The sequence below is a fragment of the Sulfolobales archaeon genome (genome assembly GCA_038897115.1).
GTDB lineage: Archaea > Thermoproteota > Thermoprotei_A > Sulfolobales > AG1 > AG1.
The window spans coordinates 1-19,586 of sequence record JAWAXC010000041.1 but is presented as its reverse complement, the minus strand read 5'-3'; the positions used below and the strand labels follow the sequence as shown (position 1 = coordinate 19,586).

Annotated in this window: 19 protein-coding genes; 13 read left to right on the top strand and 6 right to left on the bottom strand. The window is 46.3% G+C overall.

Annotation, left to right across the window (positions count from 1 at the left end):
• Positions 1–13: 13 nt before the first annotated feature.
• The 6 genes from QXE01_06750 to QXE01_06725 all read right to left on the bottom strand — a co-directional run bounded on the left by QXE01_06750 (position 14) and on the right by QXE01_06725 (position 4,109).
• A complete protein-coding gene (locus tag QXE01_06750; GenBank protein ID MEM4970936.1) occupies positions 14–472 on the bottom strand; it encodes a molybdopterin-guanine dinucleotide biosynthesis protein MobB in 459 nt (152 codons plus the stop codon).
• A gap of 179 nt (positions 473–651) precedes the next feature.
• A complete protein-coding gene (locus QXE01_06745) occupies positions 652–1,845 on the bottom strand; it encodes a molybdopterin molybdotransferase MoeA (protein ID MEM4970935.1) in 1,194 nt (397 codons plus the stop codon).
• 722 nt (positions 1,846–2,567) lie between these two features.
• A complete protein-coding gene (locus tag QXE01_06740) occupies positions 2,568–2,879 on the bottom strand; it encodes a nucleotidyltransferase domain-containing protein (protein MEM4970934.1) in 312 nt (103 codons plus the stop codon).
• Positions 2,836–3,228 carry a HEPN domain-containing protein gene (locus QXE01_06735; GenBank protein MEM4970933.1) on the bottom strand — a complete coding sequence of 131 codons (393 nt, stop codon included), beginning with the start codon at positions 3,226–3,228 and terminating at the stop codon, positions 2,836–2,838. Before QXE01_06735 ends, QXE01_06740 begins: the two co-directional genes overlap by 44 nt.
• Positions 3,229–3,376: 148 nt before the next feature.
• A complete protein-coding gene (locus tag QXE01_06730) occupies positions 3,377–3,691 on the bottom strand; it encodes a nucleotidyltransferase domain-containing protein (GenBank protein MEM4970932.1) in 315 nt (104 codons plus the stop codon).
• The gene (locus tag QXE01_06725) at positions 3,642–4,109 is read right to left on the bottom strand and encodes a HEPN domain-containing protein (protein ID MEM4970931.1); all 468 of its coding nucleotides are present in this window, start codon (positions 4,107–4,109) and stop codon (positions 3,642–3,644) included. The genes QXE01_06730 and QXE01_06725 overlap by 50 nt, the downstream gene beginning before the upstream one ends.
• 632 nt (positions 4,110–4,741) lie before the next feature.
• Between QXE01_06725 and QXE01_06720 the strand changes: the two genes are divergently transcribed.
• From QXE01_06720 to QXE01_06660, 13 genes are all read left to right on the top strand, one after another.
• A complete protein-coding gene (locus tag QXE01_06720; GenBank protein ID MEM4970930.1) occupies positions 4,742–8,209 on the top strand; it encodes a molybdopterin-dependent oxidoreductase in 3,468 nt (1,155 codons plus the stop codon).
• Positions 8,193–9,365 (top strand): 4Fe-4S dicluster domain-containing protein, encoded by a 1,173-nt coding sequence (locus QXE01_06715; GenBank protein ID MEM4970929.1) that lies wholly within the window; start codon positions 8,193–8,195, stop codon positions 9,363–9,365. Before QXE01_06720 ends, QXE01_06715 begins: the two co-directional genes overlap by 17 nt.
• A 12-nt stretch (positions 9,366–9,377) precedes the next feature.
• Positions 9,378–10,400 carry an ethylbenzene dehydrogenase-related protein gene (locus QXE01_06710; protein MEM4970928.1) on the top strand — a complete coding sequence of 341 codons (1,023 nt, stop codon included), beginning with the start codon at positions 9,378–9,380 and terminating at the stop codon, positions 10,398–10,400.
• A 3-nt stretch (positions 10,401–10,403) separates the two neighbouring features.
• Positions 10,404–10,988 (top strand): molecular chaperone TorD family protein, encoded by a 585-nt coding sequence (locus tag QXE01_06705; GenBank protein MEM4970927.1) that lies wholly within the window; start codon positions 10,404–10,406, stop codon positions 10,986–10,988.
• Positions 10,989–11,319: 331 nt separating this feature from the next.
• Positions 11,320–11,835 carry a nucleotidyltransferase domain-containing protein gene (locus tag QXE01_06700; GenBank protein ID MEM4970926.1) on the top strand — a complete coding sequence of 172 codons (516 nt, stop codon included), beginning with the start codon at positions 11,320–11,322 and terminating at the stop codon, positions 11,833–11,835.
• The gene (locus QXE01_06695) at positions 11,828–12,253 is read left to right on the top strand and encodes a HEPN domain-containing protein (protein ID MEM4970925.1); all 426 of its coding nucleotides are present in this window, start codon (positions 11,828–11,830) and stop codon (positions 12,251–12,253) included. The genes QXE01_06700 and QXE01_06695 overlap by 8 nt, the downstream gene beginning before the upstream one ends.
• Before the next feature lie 210 nt (positions 12,254–12,463).
• The gene (locus QXE01_06690; GenBank protein MEM4970924.1) at positions 12,464–13,399 is read left to right on the top strand and encodes a DNA methyltransferase; all 936 of its coding nucleotides are present in this window, start codon (positions 12,464–12,466) and stop codon (positions 13,397–13,399) included.
• A gap of 63 nt (positions 13,400–13,462) precedes the next feature.
• On the top strand, positions 13,463–13,726 hold the full coding sequence (locus QXE01_06685) for a U6 snRNA-associated Sm-like protein LSm6 (GenBank protein ID MEM4970923.1): 264 nt from the start codon (positions 13,463–13,465) through the stop codon (positions 13,724–13,726).
• Positions 13,723–14,625, top strand: a complete 903-nt coding sequence (locus tag QXE01_06680) for an RIO1 family regulatory kinase/ATPase (GenBank protein ID MEM4970922.1) — start codon at positions 13,723–13,725, stop codon at positions 14,623–14,625. Before QXE01_06685 ends, QXE01_06680 begins: the two co-directional genes overlap by 4 nt.
• Entirely contained in the window at positions 14,612–16,645 is a 2,034-nt protein-coding gene (locus tag QXE01_06675; GenBank protein MEM4970921.1) for a DUF460 domain-containing protein, read from the top strand. The genes QXE01_06680 and QXE01_06675 overlap by 14 nt, the downstream gene beginning before the upstream one ends.
• A 47-nt stretch (positions 16,646–16,692) precedes the next feature.
• Positions 16,693–17,505, top strand: a complete 813-nt coding sequence (locus QXE01_06670; protein ID MEM4970920.1) for a phosphosulfolactate synthase — start codon at positions 16,693–16,695, stop codon at positions 17,503–17,505.
• Between the two features lie 246 nt (positions 17,506–17,751).
• Complete coding sequence (locus tag QXE01_06665; GenBank protein MEM4970919.1) at positions 17,752–18,324, top strand: transcription factor; 573 nt, start codon at positions 17,752–17,754, stop codon at positions 18,322–18,324.
• Positions 18,293–19,270, top strand: a complete 978-nt coding sequence (locus QXE01_06660) for a DNA cytosine methyltransferase (protein MEM4970918.1) — start codon at positions 18,293–18,295, stop codon at positions 19,268–19,270. Before QXE01_06665 ends, QXE01_06660 begins: the two co-directional genes overlap by 32 nt.
• Positions 19,271–19,586: the final 316 nt, after the last annotated feature.

Below are 19,586 nucleotides of genomic sequence, written 5' to 3'. Positions count from 1 at the left end.
TCATTATATTGGCTTATCTTTCTACGCATTTAAGGGCCCTGCTTAGGATCTCATTTGCTATAATAGGTATGTCCGAGGGTCTATCTATATGTATCTCATCGCCGAGATATACTCCGCTATAGCCCTCTACAATAACTAGATCCACAGACTCTATGATTTTAGAGAGAACCTCCCTAGCAGCGTCTCCACCTCTATTGCCGTCTATAAATATAGCTATCTCCTCGCCCAAGTCCTTAACAGCAACAGAGATTAGAGCCCCGCCATTGTGGATATATCTCCAGGTGTCTTTAAAAGGGGTGTCAACGCTGTGGTGGGTATGCTTGATCACAGCCACCTTATAGCCCATTGCTGAGAGGTGCTTCAAAGCCTCTACAATTGCGCTTGTCTTCCCACTATCCCTAGATCCTATGACATGGATCACACATTTAGACCTTAAAAGATCCTTGATATCGAGGGTAGAGCCTATAGACAAGCAGTAATCCCCTAGATACCTGTATCTACACAGTTATATCCCATATGATCTATTCTGGTTTAAGATATCCTACCTATCTACCTTAGGATCTCATAGCAACGCTAGATCTTATATTGATGCTCCAGCATATATAGCTTCTAATCCCGCAGATCGCTAGAATACCTTTCTCACCAGAAGCTTTAATACCCCTGATCGATATATGTTGTTATTGGCTGGGCTATTTTGATAAGCCTCTGAAGAGTTATCTCATCACCAACCCTGTACCTTTGATCTCTTCGGATCACACCCATAGCATCTGCTCTTAGGAGTTCTAAGCATTGTCCAGGCCCCCATCTAAGTGGATATGCCTTCCCACCCTCTAGTTTGAAGAGGTATAGGCTGTGCATCTTATGCCTAGCATCTATCTCGGATCCTAGAACTGCTTTCTCGAAGACCCTGAGCTCGTTTCCAACCATTCTTGAGATCACGTGGAGACCGTGCTCGTGGTAACATGCTACGGAGCTTACACACTGTCCCGGGAGTATTATGATTGGTTTTCCATCTGAGATCGCCACCGACCCCCTTTTAATCACATTAACATCCACCCCCTCGAATAGGAGTTCCCCAACCTGTGAAACCGCTTTTTTAACAAGATCCTTCTCACCCACCGACGTCCCCCCCAAGGTGATCACGATATCTGTTTTTGAGAGAGCATGTCTAAGGATCCTTGATATCTCATTAACATCATCCCTAACAACCCCCAGATACTCCTTCTCAGCAAAGCTAGCCAGCCCTATTATAATAGGTGATATATGATCCTTGATCCCTGGCTCCTCCATGTCGAACCTGCTTAGCTCATCCCCAACAGCTATGAGGCCAATCCTGATCCTATATATAGGCACCTCCCCAACACCAGATCTTATCATGAGGCCCACAGCATATGGCGATATGATCTCACCCCTCCTAACTATTATATCCCCCCTTCTAACAACATCACCAACCTCCACAATATCCTTACCGCTCCAAACATCCTCAACAGGAGCTATATAGCCACCCACAACCCTGGTAGCCTCGAGCCTCACCACAGCATCAGCCCCCCTAGGTATCGGGGCACCTGTAGACACGTAGAAGGCCTCGCCCTCCCCAACCTCGCCAGGGGCATCGCCTGGGAATAGCTTTCCAACAACCTTAAGCATTCTATACCTCTCAAGATCCTTAGATCTAACCGCATAGCCATCCATAGCAGAAACCCTAACCTCGGGAACATCCCTCAAAGCCCTCACATGATCAGCGGCAATCATACCCATAGCCTCCCAAGGCCTTAGATAAACAACACTAGGCTCTCTAAACACAGCCCTAGAAATCCTCCTCCTAGCCTCCTCAAGAGATACCAATGAAAACGCAGATCCCTATGTATATTAGAACATCCAATCATATATCCCCAGGATCTACTGACTACCCACCACCTTAAAGAGCGATGCCTCCAGCTGTAAAGATATCTAAAGACCTAGAGATTCTATGGGCTAGCAGGTTACACCTTCGCTGGTTTTTGAAGTATAGAGAGTAGATAAGCTTAGAAGCTTCATAGCTAGTCATTCGATTAGAGGGCAGCACTATGATACTCTATAAGCAATGCGAGGGAGAGGAAGCTGCTCGATGAAACCAGCCTATTCGCCCAAGGGAGAGCGGCTCCCAAAGGGCAGGTAGGCTGGCTAGACAGGGAGTGATGAGGCAAGCAGTGAAACCAACCACCACAAACCGCAATGAAACTAGAACCCCTTTAACAAAACCATGATTTATCACTAGCAGTCCTCCTAGTAAAGGCTATGAATATAGAGAGGCTGATGGCTCCCCGCCTTGAAGGGCGGGGGTTCTTCCCCCACTGGGGCTACCATCATCTCTCTGGAGCCCCACGGAGGCTGCATCATCGCCTTGGGTCAGGGCCCGCCGTCAGCTGCGGGCAGTGCGTGGCTCCTCGCCTGCTAGGCTCGCCGCGCACCAACTTCAAACACTACTACGTAGAAGAAAGATTATAAGCTTACCGCTCCCCGCCTTAAAAGGCGAGGCTTCTAACCTTTGGTATGTGAGGAGAGATAATAGGTGTGGGTGATCATAGCTATTTTCTGTAGAACCAGGCGAGATCCTCTGTTATTAGCTCTATATGCACATCTTCATAGTCCTCCACACCAGCTTTCTCTAATATCTCAGCCTTCATCTTACCCCTCTCAAGCATTGAGGCTGGTAGGTTTCTACAGACAACCAGGATATCTATATCGCTTGCAGGCACCTCCCTACCCTCTGCCCTGCTACCAATTATATATGCTCTACACCCCATACTCTCTACAACAGCTTTAACTCTCTCGAAGACCTCTAAAGGATCTAGCCTATCTCTTCCCAGAAGCCCTATCAGCTTTATGAGATCTAACAAACTCTATCACCTCCCCAGCGAATTCCACGAGCTCCTCCGCATCATCTTTAGAAAACACCTTTGGGAGGTATCTAGCGGAGTAATATGCATCCTCTAGCGTGTGAAGCTTGTATCTATTCCTCTTTATAAATTCCCTGAAATCCTCACCAGCACCTAGAAGCTCTCCCACGCTGTTGAGGAGCATCCTAAGATTATGGGTTCGCGGCACGGCATCTGTATACTCGAGGATAATGGATTTGAGATATAGCTGGACAGCCTGCTCGGCATCGAATACAGCGCCATCGTAATCACCAGCCTCTAAATCCCTTCTAGCCCTAGCTAGTGCCTTCTCACTCCTACTCCTAAGCAGATTGACTAGATATCCACGGCTCTCCTCATCAACCTCTCTGTCATCTTCGCCCTTGAGATAATAGTCTCTAGACTCTAAGATACATCTATCCCATACCCTGTAATTATCTAAAGCTTAAAAACCCTCCATAGAGTGAGGCTTATGCTTGCTATGTTAGCTTTACCTTCGATCCCTTCAACCTCTCGAAGTCCCTTCTACTTAGGATATGCACCTCTAGAGGGTAGTAGAGCGGTATGCCCTCTTCCTCGAGAAGCCCCCATATATTGGCAAGAAGTTCGCTGCTATCTCCTGGTGGGTTCTCCAGCACTACCGCTAGATCTATATCGCTCATAATCGTCAGCCTATCCTCGGCAGCACCCCCGAATACATAGATCTCAGCATCGGGATAGGCTCTCTTAATAGCTCTAGCAGCCCTAACTACAATGCTCCTCCACATGCTTAGCAGTCTCAGCCTCCCCTCCACCAAATATCCTCACCTCCAACCTTCTAAGGATCTCCACAATATCACGTGCAATCCTAACCAATAACTCCGCAGATGCCCTTGTATACTCAACAAGACCATATGTAGCCCTGGTATGTGCCTCACTAAGCTCCGCCAGCTCCCTCCTCTTCCTCCTACTATAATCAGCCAGCATGTTCGCCTCCTCAGAAAATCCCTCCTCCAAGAGAGCTGAGATTAGCACCCCCATTAGCTCCCTAATATTATGACCCCTAACCTCCTCCCCCAGAACCCTATATATAATTGATTTTAGATATAGTTGAGCCGCATACTCAGCCTCCCTAGCAGCCGTGTCATAGTCACCCTCCTCAAGAGCCCTCTCAGCCCAATTAAGGGCTTTCAATGCCCTTCTACGCAGCAGCATAGGATACTCCCCACTCATCTAGCAAACCTCCAGCTCAACTAGTAGTTATAAGTTAGAGCTAAAATGATATCTAAACATGTATGTCTAGCTTTAAATCCCCTACATTCAGAATACTCTTCACAGCTGAAAGCACTTCTCGGAGTGGGGATACCAGCTATAAATAGAAGCTTCTGATCTACCTGGCATTGATAAGAGGGAAACCCAAGATCAGAGCTTTATAGGGAGAGATCAAGGAGATGCCCGAAACAACAGATAATGAGACATTGAGAGAAGGGCTTTGGAAAATAGTAGAGAAGCTAGATAGGATCCTCGGATAGCTAGCAATCCAGAGTTATCCTATAGCTGAAGGGGAGCAATGTAGATGTTCCGCTGATAATTACGATCTGTTTAAAAAATATTTAAAATCACACTTCATAGCTTTTTAAAAGGGGGATCTATGGGTGAGCTGTATACATGTGCATAATATATCATATACAACTATAATTTTCTATTATATATTGTTAGAGCCTCTATAGATATATAGTTTATTCTAAAGATATTTTAGACGTGATATTGGTTTATAAAGTTATATAGCTTAGCGTGGCTAGGCATAATCTAAAAGGTTAGGTTCCCTGGATAAAACCAGGGTTAGCTGACTTAGCGGGGATACATTGTTTAGGCTTACTAGGAGGGATTTTCTCAGAGCAGCGTCTTCAGCAGCCCTTGCCACCCTATTCTCCCGATTCCCTGAGGAGTTCCTAGCATTTGAGTTTATAGAGCCTATAGAACCCTCGATCAACCCTTTGGAGCAATATCCTAACAGGGGTTGGGAGAATATATATAGGGATATATATAGCCCTGACAGCTCCTTCGTATTTCTATGTGCACCTAACTGTACATTCATCTGTCTCTTGAGGGCTTATAGCAAGGGTGGCTATGTATTATATGTGGATCCTACATATGGCTATGGCGAGGCAACCGATATCTATGGGAATAAGGTATCCCATAGATGGGATCCAATGACATGTGCTACAGGCGCTGCCCTCCCTAGAAGGGTTTACTCTCCTAGGAGGGTTAAGGGTGCATATGTTAGGGAGGGGTTCTATAGATGGTATAGAGATGGATTTCCAAGAGACCCTATCACAGGTCTACCTCCACAGGATTATTTCTCTGGCAGGGGTAGGGAGGGGTTTATAAGGGTTAGCTGGGATGAGGCCTTCGAGATAATAGCTAGAGCCCTGATCAATATAGCCTCTACGTATAGCGGTGAGGATGGGCAGAAGAAGCTAAGGCTCCAGGGATATCCAGAGGAGATGATTAGGAAACAGGCTGGCTGCGGTGTTTCAACTATAAAGCTGAGGGGTGGCATGCCGCTATGCGGCGTCTTCAGAATAGCTGGTGCATATAGATTCGCTAATATGCTGGCCCTGCTCGACGCATATATAAGGAAGGTAGATCCTGGCAGGGCTAGGGGTGCGAGGGGCTGGGATAACTATGCATGGCACACAGATCTACCCCCTGGACATCCAATGGTCACAGGCTATAAAACCTTTGACTGGCATCTAAGCAATGCGGAGAACGCTGATGTAGTTGTTATCTGGGGTATGAATTGGATCTCAACTAAGATGGCAGCCGCATCATGGCTCACAGAGGCTAGGGAGAGGGGTGTTAAGGTGGTTGTAATCTCCATGGACTACCAGGCAACAGCTAATAAGGCTGACTATGTTCTTATAGTGAGGCCTGGGAGCGATACAGCCCTAGCCCTAGGATTTATACATGTTATAATTAAGGAGAGGCTCTATGATGAGGACTATATAAAGAAATACACGGATCTCCCACTCCTAGTTAGACTCGATACTCTGAAGCTTCTAAGAGCAAGGGATATCATCCCAGGCTATAGGCCACACCCCCTCAAAAACAACACCAGGGTAACGGATGAAGCGCCTCCCCCACCATATCTTCAGAGCGAGGTATATATACCATCTAGGCTAAGAGAGGAGATAGATGATTTCGTGGTATGGGATCTCAGGAGCAACTCGCCGAAAGTGATTACAAGGGATCATATTGGGAGGCATCTAGAGGCTCTAGGCATAGACCCAGCCTTAGAGGGGGAGTATGAGGTTGAAACAGTAGATGGCAAAAGAATCAAAGTTGCCACGGTGTTCGAGCTTATAAAGAGATATGTCATAGATAACTTTGATCCAAAGACTGTGTCAGAGATCACAGAGGTTCCCGAGGAGGCTGTGGTGGAGGTTGCAAGGCTATTAGCCAACCATAGAGGTAGGGTGCTCATAGCAACTGGTATGGGGGTTAACCAGTTCTACCACGGAGATCTCAAGGACAGAGCTGTGTTTCTCCTCGCATCCCTCGTAGGATGTGTTGGAAAGATCTCTGGTAGTGTTGGGAGCTATGCAGGGAACTTCAAGCTAGATCTCCTCAACGGGATTTCACAATATATAGCAGAGGATCCATTTAACATAGAGCTAGATCCATCGAAACCAGCTAGGGTAAAGACGTATTGGGAGCCTGAGTCGGCTCACTACTATGCATATGGAGATAGAATCCTCGCTATAGGTAATAGGGTTTTCACAGGCTGGAGCCATATACCAACGCCCACGAAGGCCATGATATTTGCTAACTCAAACTCCATCCTCGGGAATGCTAAGTGGGCCTATAACATTATAGTAAATACACTCCCAAAGATCGAGTTGATCGTTACCCTAGAATGGTTCTGGACCCTCAGCTGTGAATACTCAGATATAGTGCTTGGCGTCGATAGCTGGCTAGAGAGGAAACTCCCAGATATAGCTCTAAGTACAACAACACCATTCATAGCCTCCGCCGTTAGAACGCCTATGAAGAAGGTATTCGATACAAGAGATGATCTAGAGGTATGGGCTGGGATAGCTAAAAAGCTAAGCGAGATCACAGGTGATAAGAGGTTTGAGGACTACTGGAGATTCGTGTATGAGAACAAGGTAGAGGTCTACATAAATAGAGTGCTATCTATGAGCTCCTCAACAAGGGGGCTAACTTTTGAGGAGCTAGATAGAAAATCCTCACAGGGTATTCCATATGTCTATCACACAAGAACCACACCCATCGTAGTTGGCTTTGAAAACACAGCTGAGGATATACCATTCCATACAAAAACAGGCAGGCTTGAGTTCTACCGCGAAGAGGACGAGTTCATAGCTGCTGGCGAGAACCTCCCAGTATATAGAGAGCCAATCGATGGAACCCCATACGAGCCAAACGTTATAGTGGCCAAGCCCCACCCAGCTATTAGGCCTATAAAGCCTGAGGATCTAGGTATAGACCCCAATAACACGGATCAGGAGGTTAGACAGGTTAGAAACGTTGTCAAGCCATGGGATATGGTTAAAACAACCAAACACCCACTAGCTAGGCTGGGATATACACATGTCCTTCCAAGCCCCAAGCATAGGGGGTTAATACATACCTTTGCATCGGGCGTAGATATAGATGCTGTGGTGTTCACACCATTCGCAGATCCATATAGAAGGGATCCTAGGATGCCATGGATAGCTGAGGGATATGTTGAGATAAACCCGCTTGATGGAAAGAGGCTTGGGATAGATGATGGTGATTATATCCTTGTAGAGGGAGATCCAAACTACCTTCCCTTTATAGGAAGGGATAAAAAGGGTGAGGATTATAAGGCGTTCCGCTGGGTTGCAAGGGCCAAGTATAACCCCTCACTCCCACCTGGATATGGTAAGGTGTGGTTCAACTTCTACATGGCAAGCCATGGAACGGTTGAGGGTCATGAGAAGAGGAGGGATAGGCTCGCCATGAACCCTAGAACCCTCTATATAAGCTCCTATAGATATGGGGGGCATCAATCCGTTGTAAGGACATGGCTTAAGCCAACACTTATGACGGATAGCCTTGTTAGGAAAACACCCTTCCTCCAGGTTCTTGGCAAGGGGTTCGCGCTGGATATGCATAGCCCCGTAGGGGCTCCTAGGGAGAGCTTTGTCAAGCTTGTTAAGCTCGAGGCTGGTGGGATCGATGGGAAGGATCTGTGGCCACCCGCTAAGAAGGGCTATAGACCTGGATATGAGAGTGAGGATATGCTGAGATATCTAAGAGGCGATTTTGTCGAGGTGGAGTAGAATGCCTAGGGTCTATAACTGGCAGATCGGTAGGGAGATGGAGTATCCATACGAGGCTAGAAGGCCTAAGAGACAGGCTGCTGGGATATTCAATCTCAATAAATGCATTGGATGCCAAACATGTACCCTAGCATGTAAAACCACGTGGACCAGTGGTAAGGGTCAGGAGATGATGTTCTGGAACAATGTTGAGACAAAGCCATGGGGATCCTATCCCCTTGGATACGATGTTAGGATCCTCAGCATGCTCGGTGTTCAGAGATGGAGGAAGGAGGGTGATAGATGGGTATATAGAGGGCTAACAATATTCGAGGCTGCCAAGGCTGGTGAGAGGGTTCTGGGATATCTACCAGAGCCATATGACTATGCAAATCCAAATATAGGTGAGGATATGGCTAGCAGCCCTGTCGATGGTAAGACGAGATATATAAGGGGTTATCCCCACAGGATATGGCATTTCTATATGCCAAGGATCTGTAATCACTGCACATTCCCAGCATGTCTAGCAGCATGCCCTAGAATGGCTATATATAAGAGGCAGGAGGATGGGATAGTGCTTGTGGATCAGCTTAGATGTAGGGGTTATAGGGAGTGTGTTAGAGGCTGCCCATATAAGAAGGTATTCTATAACCCTGAGACAAGGATCTCGGAGAAGTGTATCTTCTGCTACCCATCACTTGAAAGGGGTATTATACCGAGATGCTTTAGAAACTGCATTGGGAGGATAAGGATCTTCGGCTATATAAGTCTTCCAGAAAACGCTAATCCAGAGAACCCCGTTGACTTCTTAGTACATATAAAGAGGATTGCTGTGCCACATCTACCGCAGCTGGGTCTAGAGCCCAATATATATTATATACCACCGATCCATGTTGATAGGAGGTTCATACAAATGCTCTTCGGGCCAATGGGTGTTGAGGCCATCGATAACTATATAGCAGCTATTATGAAGAGAGATGTAGAGGTTCTGGGAGCTCTAACACTTGCTAATAGCATTGACAGGATATACACTAAATTCAAGATCATTGATGGTGAATATGTTGCAGGCTATGATGAGGAGGGCCACGAGATCGTGAGGGTTCCTATAAAGGAGCCTGTCTATATAAGGCCTAGATATGATCCAGCGCTCAATCTATATCTTAGAAATAACCCCTAGGGGGTGTGGCGTATGGCTGAAGGAGATAGTAGGGATAGAAGGAGATTCCTTCTCTTCCTAGCTATTGGAGCATCGGTTATCGGGGCTATAGCTTCTGGCCTTCACTTTCTCTCAAGAATAGCTCCCAGGCCCATCCAGAGAACCCCTGTGGCAACACCAACAACTGCTACACCCACCATCCAAACCCCTGCCCAAATAGCTATACCAACGCCACATATAGTTGTTAAAAGGGTTGATAAGGCGCCTATAGATCCTACATCTAATCTGTGGAGCCTCTCCAGAGAGTATAATGTAGAGCTTGTGGGGCAGACAATGACATATCCATTGAACCCAACCCCAGCTGTTAATAGTGTGAGGGTTAGGGCTCTTCATGATGGTGAATATATAGCATTTAGACTTGAGTGGCTCGATAGGGAGGCTAACGTGGATGTCCTCGATATCAATAGATTCGCGGATCAATGTGCAGTTATGCTGCTCCCCTATGGGATACCTGGTGAAGAGCTTTCCAGGGCTTGGCAGATGGGTTCTAAAAGCTATCCAGCAACGATTCTGAATTGGAGGGCTGATTGGCAAGCCGATGTTGATAAGGGGAGGATGGAGATCGAGGATCTATATCCCAACATAGCTATAGACGGATACCCACCATATTCGGGAACAATAGCCAATGAGGGTAAGCCGGCTAGGCTTTCTGAAATGCCTCAAGAAGCCCTAAAATGGCTAGCAGGTCTAAGAGCTGGGAATATAATGTCAGAGCCTAAGAGAGCATCCCCCGTGGCCAAGTTGGTTGGGAGGGGCCCAGGGACGATCACACCATTCAGAACCCAGGATGCATCTGGAAAAGGCGTTTGGGTTAACGGTGTTTGGAGTGTTGTTCTTGCAAAGCCTTTGAGAGCCTCTGATAAGGATCTAGGGGAGATAGATCTTAGGCCAGGAGATCTCTTCTACATAGCATTCGCCATATGGGAGGGTGGAAGAGGTGAGAGGGGCGGTAGAAAGGCAATATCAGATCTTCTCCTAGCAAAGCTTGAGGGATAGGCGATGGCTTCTATAGACACATATGTCACAGAGCTCATAGAGCTTGCCACAATATATAATAATCTTGCTAAATGCTTCTCAGAAAACCCCAATCACATGCCTAGATGCCAGGAGGGGTTAGAGATCGCTGCTAAGAAGATCTATGGGGATATATCTATAGATAGAGATCTAGTTGCTAAGCTACACCCCATAGGGATCCCCCTATATGAATCAGCATATATGGGAGGCGATCCCATAGTCCTCAAAGCAACACTTGGAAGCCTCTACAGAGCCTTCGGGGTTAGAGAGGTTGGGGAGATGTCTGATCATCTATCTGTAGAACTTGAATTCCTATCTCTCATCCTAGCTAAAATAGCATATGCATATATCAAGGGAGATAGGGAGCTAGCTAGAGAGGCTATAAAGGCCTTAAATATAATCTATAGAGAACACGTGCTACCCTGGATCTCTAGGCTTGAGGAGGCAATAAAGAATAGAGATAATAGATCTATGAAAACAATTATAGAGATACTCGAAAGGGTTTTAAAGGAGATCGATAGATACAGCTCTATACTGGCTAGCGATAATCAATATAAACACCAACCATAAAAGACCGTGATCTAATGGGATCTAGATAATGCTATGATTAACAATATAGCATCGCATTACCGAATATACCTATGGAACCTAGGATAAACAGATCATTGGTACATATTTAAACCATGCTAGCAATATTCGAGTATTGAGCCTAACGGCTATGTCTCTCTAGTCTAATGGTTATGGGTAGAGGTTATCCTCATAACATTTAATGCTATTAGCTATACAAATGCTATACACCGATCCAGAGCTAGGTTATAAGCTGTAAAGCCAATAGTTATTGATGGCCCCTTGCTCCATCTATGGAAAGCCCTTGAGAGATGCTATAGGGGGCTGAGGTGGTTTGGGCTTTAAGAGTTTAGATGATGTTTGCGAGCCTTATAAGGGTTTACTGTCTAGGCTTCTCGATGTTATGAGGGCTAGGCTTGGTGAGAGGCTTGTATCTGTCGTGCTCTATGGATCTGTTGCTAGGTGTGAGGCTAGGAGGGATAGCGATGTCGATCTTCTAATAGTTGTGAAGGATCCTGGTAGGAGTAGGCTTAGGAGACAGGAGATGTTCATGGAGATCGAGGAATCCCTTGAGGAGGATCTTAAGGGGCTTGAGGCAATGGGCTACTATGTGGACTTCTCACCAATAATAAAATCTCCTGAGGAGGCCTCGAAGATAACACCACTATATCTAGACATGGCTTATGACGCGGTAATACTATATGATAGAGATGGTTTCATGCAATCAATACTAGAGAGGCTAAGGAGAAGATTAGAGGAGCTTGGAGCCGAGAGGGTTAGAGTGGGCAAGCTATGGTATTGGAGGCTTAAGAAGGACTATAGATTTGGCGAGGTTATAGAGATTGAATAACCAGGAGATGGCTAGAGCATATATCAGACAAGCTGAGGAAAGGCTACACCATGCTAGAGAGGCTCTGGATAGAGGCGACTACCCATATGTGGTGAGACAATGCCAAGAAGCTGTAGAGCTAATGCTTAAAGCAGCCCTAAGACTCGTGGGTATAGAGCCTCCTAAATGGCGTGATGTAGGGCCTATTTTAAAGCGTGAGGCTCTAAGGTTTCCACAGTGGTTTCAAAACGAGATAAGGGTTCTAGCTAGGATTTCGAGGAAGTTGAGAAGAGAGAGGGAAACATCGATGTATGGTGATGAGGAAAGCGGTGTTCCACCAGATGAGCTATATGATATGGAAGATGCTGTGGAGGCGCTTGAGCATGCCGAGTATACATATAGAGTTGTTGTGAAGCTATTGCATAGCTATATATCCTAAATGTTAGGCTCTTAACAGGTGTAGCGATTAACTTCTAGGGATATCTACCTAATATTATAATATTATAATATAGGGTATATTTCGGGTTTCCTATTTTCGCTGGATAATCTCATCTAGCATGGATCTGTTTGGGCGGGTTTGAGAAAGCTTGTTGTTGTGGCTATTATAGATAGGCTTTGAAATATATATGGATCATAGGTGGGGTTTCCTATGAGGGAGGTTGGCTATGATGAGTATCTGGAGTATATATCTAGGAATAGGAGGGTTTTTGTTGAGGATCAGGAGGTTGTTTTGGAGCCTATAGAGGTTAAGAGGCTCGATCCTGTTGATGAGGAGCTCACAGATATCTCTACAACTGTTTGGAGCTTTCCTAAAAGGGGTTCCTGGGCTACCCATAGGGGTGATTATAGGGGTAACTGGGCTCCCCAGATGGCTAGGGCTTTGATTGAGATGTATACAGAGCCAGGGGATCTCGTTCTAGATCCTATGGTTGGCTCTGGCACAACATGTATAGAGGCGAGGCTTCTTGGGAGGAATTGTATTGGTGTTGATATAAACTACGGCGCTGTTATCCTAGCCCTTCACAGGCTATACTGGCTTGAGAGATCCGCTGAGGAGAGGTTTAAAGGCTCTCCCACAGCTTCTAACATAGCTGGGAGCTGGTCAAAGATATATCATGGGGATGCTAGAAGGCTATCCCTTTTAAACGATAACTCAGTAGATCTTGTTGCTACCCACCCACCATATTGGAGGATAATAGGCTATGGGGAGAGCTGTGGTGAAGGGGATCTCTCGTGCTCCAAAAGCCTTGAGGAATATCTAGAGCTCATGGACCAGGTTGCTAGGGAGATATACAGGGTTTTAAAGCCAGGGGGGTATCTAGGTATTCTCATAGGGGATACAAGGATCCACAAGCACTATGTTCCAATATCCCACCACGTCCTCCAGATCCTCCTTAGAAGGGGCTTTATATTGAGGGAGGAGGTGGTGAAGATCCAGCATAAGATGAAGACAACGAGGGAGGTTTGGAGGAAGCTGAGGAACAGGGATTTCCTCCTAATCTACCACGAAAAGCTATATATACTTAGAAAACCCTCGGGAGACGAGGATCTGGCGAGGCTTAGATATAGCTCGAAAATATGGTAGCAGGCATCCACTCGAGGCTAAGCTTTATTAATGTCTCGTCCTTATATCTAGATGGGGCATGTCTTGCCAGTCCATCAGAGGCCTGAGAGCCCTATAAAGGTGTTGAGATCAGCTACATCGAAGACTGTGATGGTGAAGCTGAAGGATGGCTCTGAATTCATAGGAAGGCTAGACCTTACAGATGGCACAATGAACGTGGTTCTCAGCGATGCTGTACAGGTTAAGGAGGGTAGTAACGAGCCTGCAACGAAATTTGGGAAGATCTTGATAAGGGGTAGCCAGATCCTATATATATCCACAGAATATGGTGAGAAGGGGCTTACATAGCTGGAGGGTGGACCCTGCTCTGGAAGATATACTCGAGGCTTAGCAGAGAGGAGATACTTGTTCTGAGGAGCATGGCCTCAGTTGCAAAGCTATATGAATATGTCCCGGCAGATGTTATAAGGGCTAGAACCGGTATACCCGACTCCATCCTCTATAGGAGTTTGAGAAACCTTGTTGATAACAAGCTGATAACCCCTCATAAGAGCTATCCAACGATGTATAGACTAACATTCACAGGGCTTAACATAGCCTCCCTACACGGCCTACTGAGAAGAGGGCTGATAGATGGCCTTGGCGAGAGGATAGGGCTTGGGAAGGAGAGCCTTGTATACCTAGCAACCAAGGGTGGAGAGCCTCTAGCAGTTAAATTCCATAGGATAGGGATCACGAGCTTCAGACATATAGTTAGGGTGAGGAGCTACGGCCCACGATTCGAGGAGCTCTGGTGGGGTGCTAGAAGCATTGTCTCGGCTGAGAGGGAGTATAGGGCTTTGGATGCCATGTGGAAGCTGGGGGCAAGGGTTCCCAGGGCCTTTGGGAGGGAGTATAATGCTATTGTTACAAGCTATATAGAGGGTGTAGATCTATATAGGGCGAAGGATCTAAAGGATCCACAAGCTGTTCTAGAGGGGATAGTGGAGACGGCTAGAAAAGCCTATCAAGAGGCCGGCATAGTCCATGGAGATCTAAGCCCATATAATGTCATAGTATCTAGCGAGGGTGAGGAGCCATATGTGATCGACTGGCCACAGTGGATTAGATCAAGTGAGGATAACGCCATAGAGATCCTGGAGAGGGATCTAGGGTACATAGCGGAGTTCTTCAGAAAGAGATTTGGTTTAGAGGTAGAGGCAGGGGTTCTCGTTAAAAGGGTTGTGGGGGGTTATGATGATCGGTGAGAGAGAGCTAGTCTCGATGGGAATAGATCTTTATAGGGGGAGCCCAGCATCTAGGCTAAAGGCGACATACGCCATATCGATTGTGAAGAACGGCGAGGTCATATACGAGGCCTCTGACATACCCCTTGCAAAGGTTATCAGGCTAGCCCTCGAGTATAAGCCAGACTATATTGTTCTTGATAACCTATATGAGCTCGCAAGATCTAAGAGGGAGCTCGTTAAGATCCTATCGCTATTCCCATATAAGAGCCAGATACTCCTAGCAACATTCGACATAGCAACGGGGTATAGAGATCTGAGGGAGGTTGCTGCCGAGCACGGGCTTCTAGATATAAAGAGAAAGCCGGATCCACAGACCACAGCCAGGATCCTAGCTATGCTAGGTCAGAAGGGTATTGGGCAGGCTATAAGGGTTTGGGAGGAGAGAACAAAGATAGTTGTCTCCAAAGGGAGATCTGGTAGGGCTGGGGGTAGCTCTGAGGATAGATATCTGAGGAGCCTCAGAACAGCTGTGCTGAGATATGTTAGAAAGATCAAGGAGGCCCTAGATAGGGAGGGGATACCCTATCAGCTATCCTATAGAAAATCCGAGGGAGGGTTGGACAGGGCTGTCTTCATAGTAGATGCCCCGAGGGAGAGGCTTTCAGGGATTGTTAGGAGTAAGAGGGGGAGATATGTTATCGTTAGGGTTAAACCTATAGCCAGGACTAAGATAATGATCTCTGAGGATGTTGAGAGGAAATTAAAACCCGTGATAGTCGGTGTAGATCCAGGGGCTGCCTATGGAATAGCTGTAATAGATCTAGATGGGAGGGTTATAGCGACAGAGACTATAAGGGGAGGCGATGTATACCAGGCAATATCATCGATTATAAAATACGGCACACCCATATTGGTTGCAAGTGATAAGAAACCCCTGCCAGATGCTGTTAGAAGGGTTGCAGCAGCCTTCAACGCAAAGGTATATGAGCCTGAATATGTTGTGAGCGACTCGGAGAAGAGCTCTCTAGTAGCATCAACAGGCCACCAGGTTGGATCTATACATGAGAGGGATGCCTTGGCAGCATGTCTCCTAGCATATAAGGAGTATTCCAAGAAGTTCGAGCAGGTTGAGAGGATCCTAGAATCCCTAGAGATAAAGATCCCATCCCACAAGGTTAAGGCCGAGATTATAAGGGGCTCGACTATAGCCTCTGCAATAGAATCAGCTATCGAGGATCTCCTCTTAGAGATAGAGGGGGATCTAAGTAGAGAGATAGGGGTTATCCAGAGGATCGTTAGAGGGGTTATAGAGGAGGAGAGCAAGGTTAAGAACCTCGAAGCAAGGATCTCAGCCCTCCTATCCGAGAGACAATCCCTGATAGACAGGGTTAGAGAGCTAGAGGCAGAGCTTAGAAGAGTGGCGAGCGAGTATGAGGAGTTTAAGAGGAGGATTAGGCTAGATGTTGAGAGGGATAGACTTGCATCATCCCTCATGGAGAGGCTGAGGATATGCCAGGAATCCTATAGATCTCTTGAGGAGGGTTTCGAAGAGCTTAAAAGGGATCTAGAGGGGCTTAAGAAGATAGTTCTGGATTATGAGGAGAGGGGGTATAGGAAGGTGCCGAGGATATACCAGCCGATAGATAGCCCAGATATAGAGGATATAGAGAGGCGTGGGGAGCTGGAGGATATGCTATATATTATATATGTGGATGACTTCTCAAATATGAGGAGAGGGGATCTAGAGTATCTTAGGGAGAGGCTTAAGAGGGTCATAGTGGTTGCTCCACAATGTGGTGTGAGATATATAGGCGATAGATCTAGCCATGTGGTGTGCGTCGAGATACCCCAGGATAGTGTGATCGCGATATCGAGTAGATATGTGCTTATCGATAGAGAGAATCTCAAGGCAATCAAAGATCAATATAGATCTATATATGAGTCTATACCCACACCCATCGGCATATCGGAGGAGGATCTTGAGAGGCTTATAGAGGAATATAGATCCTCTAAGGCTAGGGCTATTAGAAATAGCTAGCCAGAGCCATGTTATAAGCCTCCAAGCCTAGATAATATGGTAGGAATATGAAGGCATTCGAATTTATAGAGATAGATGAGCTCCCACCAAAGCCCAGGGATAGGGGTTTAACGGAGATAAGGGGTAGCTACTATGTTGTTGTAACACCCACATATCTTAGAGAGCTATTCGAGATAGCGGGGGACTATATAGATATATTTAAATACTCAGGTGGCTCTATGAGGCTCCACCCAAGAGAGATCGTGCTCAGGATCAACAGGCTATGCCATGACTACGGAATACTGGTTTCAACAGGGGGCTTCACAGAGAGGGTTTTGATCCAGGGTCCAGATGCCTTTGATAAGTACCTAGAAGAGGCATCCTCCCTAGAATTCGATATAGTGGAGATCTCAAGCGGATATATAGATATAGAGGATGAGGATAAGGTAGAGCTTGTGAAAGCAGTTAAAAAGGCTGGGCTAAAGCCAAAGCCAGAGGTATCCCTTGTGAAAGGGGCTGGAGGGGCTCACGAGATATGGGAGACAGAGAACATGCCCTATGACCATATGTTAAGAGATATAGATATATATCTATCCGCTGGAGCCTGGAAAATAATGATCGAATCAGAGGGGATAACAGAAGGGGTTAGAAAATGGAGAACAGATATAGTGGAAACACTTATAAAGAGATACGGCTTGGAGAAGCTCATGTTCGAAGCAGCAGAGAGACCGGTGTTTAGATGGTATATATACACATTCGGCAGGGATGTAAACCTATTCATAGACCATACACAGGTGATAGAGTTAACAGCACTTAGAACAGGACTCTGGGCACCTAAAGAGCCGTGGGGGAAAGTGAGATATAAACCCCGTACCACCTAGATCATTAATTCCCTAGCTGTTTCTATCTCATCCAACCCCCTTCCCTCTTATCATCTCTTTTCATAATATAATCTATAATCGCTTCTACTATAACCTCTTCCCATAGCATCTATAGCTTATCACACCGAGGGTTTTGCCTTTTAGAGGCTCCTCCTAGGTGGTGGATCAGCATTAGCTCTCAACCCCCGGATAGTTGGGATCAACATTTGTATGGATATATTACTTTCCTAGGGGATCTATATTTTGGTGTTGCTAAACCGCATGTCAGCGGGGAACTCCACCGGTATTGGGCTGAATGTTGTTATGGAGATTGTTAGGAGTACTTTTGGCGAGCCGTCGAGGCAGGTCTTCGAGATCCTTTTAAGGGTTAATAGGGAGGTGCAGGATGAGGAGATAGCGTCTATGAGCGGGCTTCATGTGAATGAGGTGAGGAGGATCCTATATAAGCTTGCTGAGCACGGCTTTGTAACCTCTAGGAGGATTAGGGATAGGGAGACCGGGTATTACGTGTATTTCTGGAGGGCTAATATCGAGTATCTCCCCCAGATACTTATTGCGAGGAAGAAGATTGTTATGAATAAGCTCATATCTAGGCTTAGATATGAGGAGACATATGTCTTCACATGCTCAGGGTGTAAAGATAACGAGAGATTCTCTTTCGACGATGCCCTCTCAAATGACTTTAAATGCCCCCACTGCGGTGCCCCGTTATCTCCTGTGGATAACTCGTTGATTATCAAGAGGCTTAAGGAGCTTATAGAGCTTATAAGGCTAGGCGTGGAGAGGGATGAGAAGAGGCTATATAGCAGGGGTCGTTGACCTCTTCTCAGGTGCTGGAGGCTTTTCAAGGGGGTTCTCCGAGGCTGGCTTCGAGATATTGATGGGGGTTGATAGTGATAGAAGCGCTATAAGATCCTATAAGGCTAACTTCCCAGAGGCTGTGGCTCTCCAAGAGGATATCCAGGAGATAGGGGGAGAGGATATAATATCGATCCTAGGTGGGAGGCCTCTAATAGTGATTGGAGGCCCACCATGCGAGGCCTTCACAGGTGCTAATCCAGAGAGGATGAGAGACCCTCTCGACAGGCTATACAGAGACCCTATTGGGAGGCTTGTGATCCACTTCATAAGAATTGTATCAGAGCTAGAGCCAGAGGTATTTGTTATGGAGAACGTCCCAGGGATTATGGAGCCCCCGCTGGATGAGGTGATAGAGGATCTATTTAGAAGAGCCGGGTATAGAGAGATATACTTCAACATACTCAGAGCAGAGGACTATGGAACACCCAGCAAAAGGACGAGGGTCTTCATATCTAATATAGAGATAAAGCCGAGGAAGAGAAGACCCCCAACAGCTGGCGAGGCCCTATCAAACCTCCCACCCCCAGGCTCTGGAATACCCAACCACGAATATGTAAGCCTATCACCTAGGAAATCCAAGAGGATAGCGAGGGTGAGGAGGGGAGACTCGCTATATCTATTCGAAGGAGCTGGTGGGAGGAGGCTACCAAACTATATAAGGATAGACCCAAGGGATATAGCGCCAACAGTTATGGGATCATCAAGATTTATACACCCATACGAGGATAGACTACTAACTGTTAGAGAACAAGCAAGGCTCATGGGATTCCCAGACAACCATATCTTCCTAGGAGGAAGAGACGAGCAGTATAACCAAGTGGGAGAAGCAGTACCCCCACCACTAGCCAAAGCAATAGCTGAGGAGATTATGAAGCAGATCTCCCCAGAGACAGAGTATCGATAACCAACCCTATTCTATAGAGCCCCGCTTGAGAGCTCTACAATCAAAAGCCCCAGCTTCAATCAGTAGAAGAGATCACTGAACTCCTCCCACCCTAATGAGCAAGGCTCTCAGTAATAGTATAAAGCTTAGCAGGTCTTCGAGACCCTATATTGGTTATAAATCCATACCATTAACATCTATGATACTAACAATCAATACCGCCAAGCAGAGTTTAGCCTTCACCCTACGTCTCCCAGAACGGAGAAGAGATGGTTAGATGCTATGTTTTTCTTGTTAGTGCTTCTACAAGTCTGTTTATCACTATATCTCTTAGGCT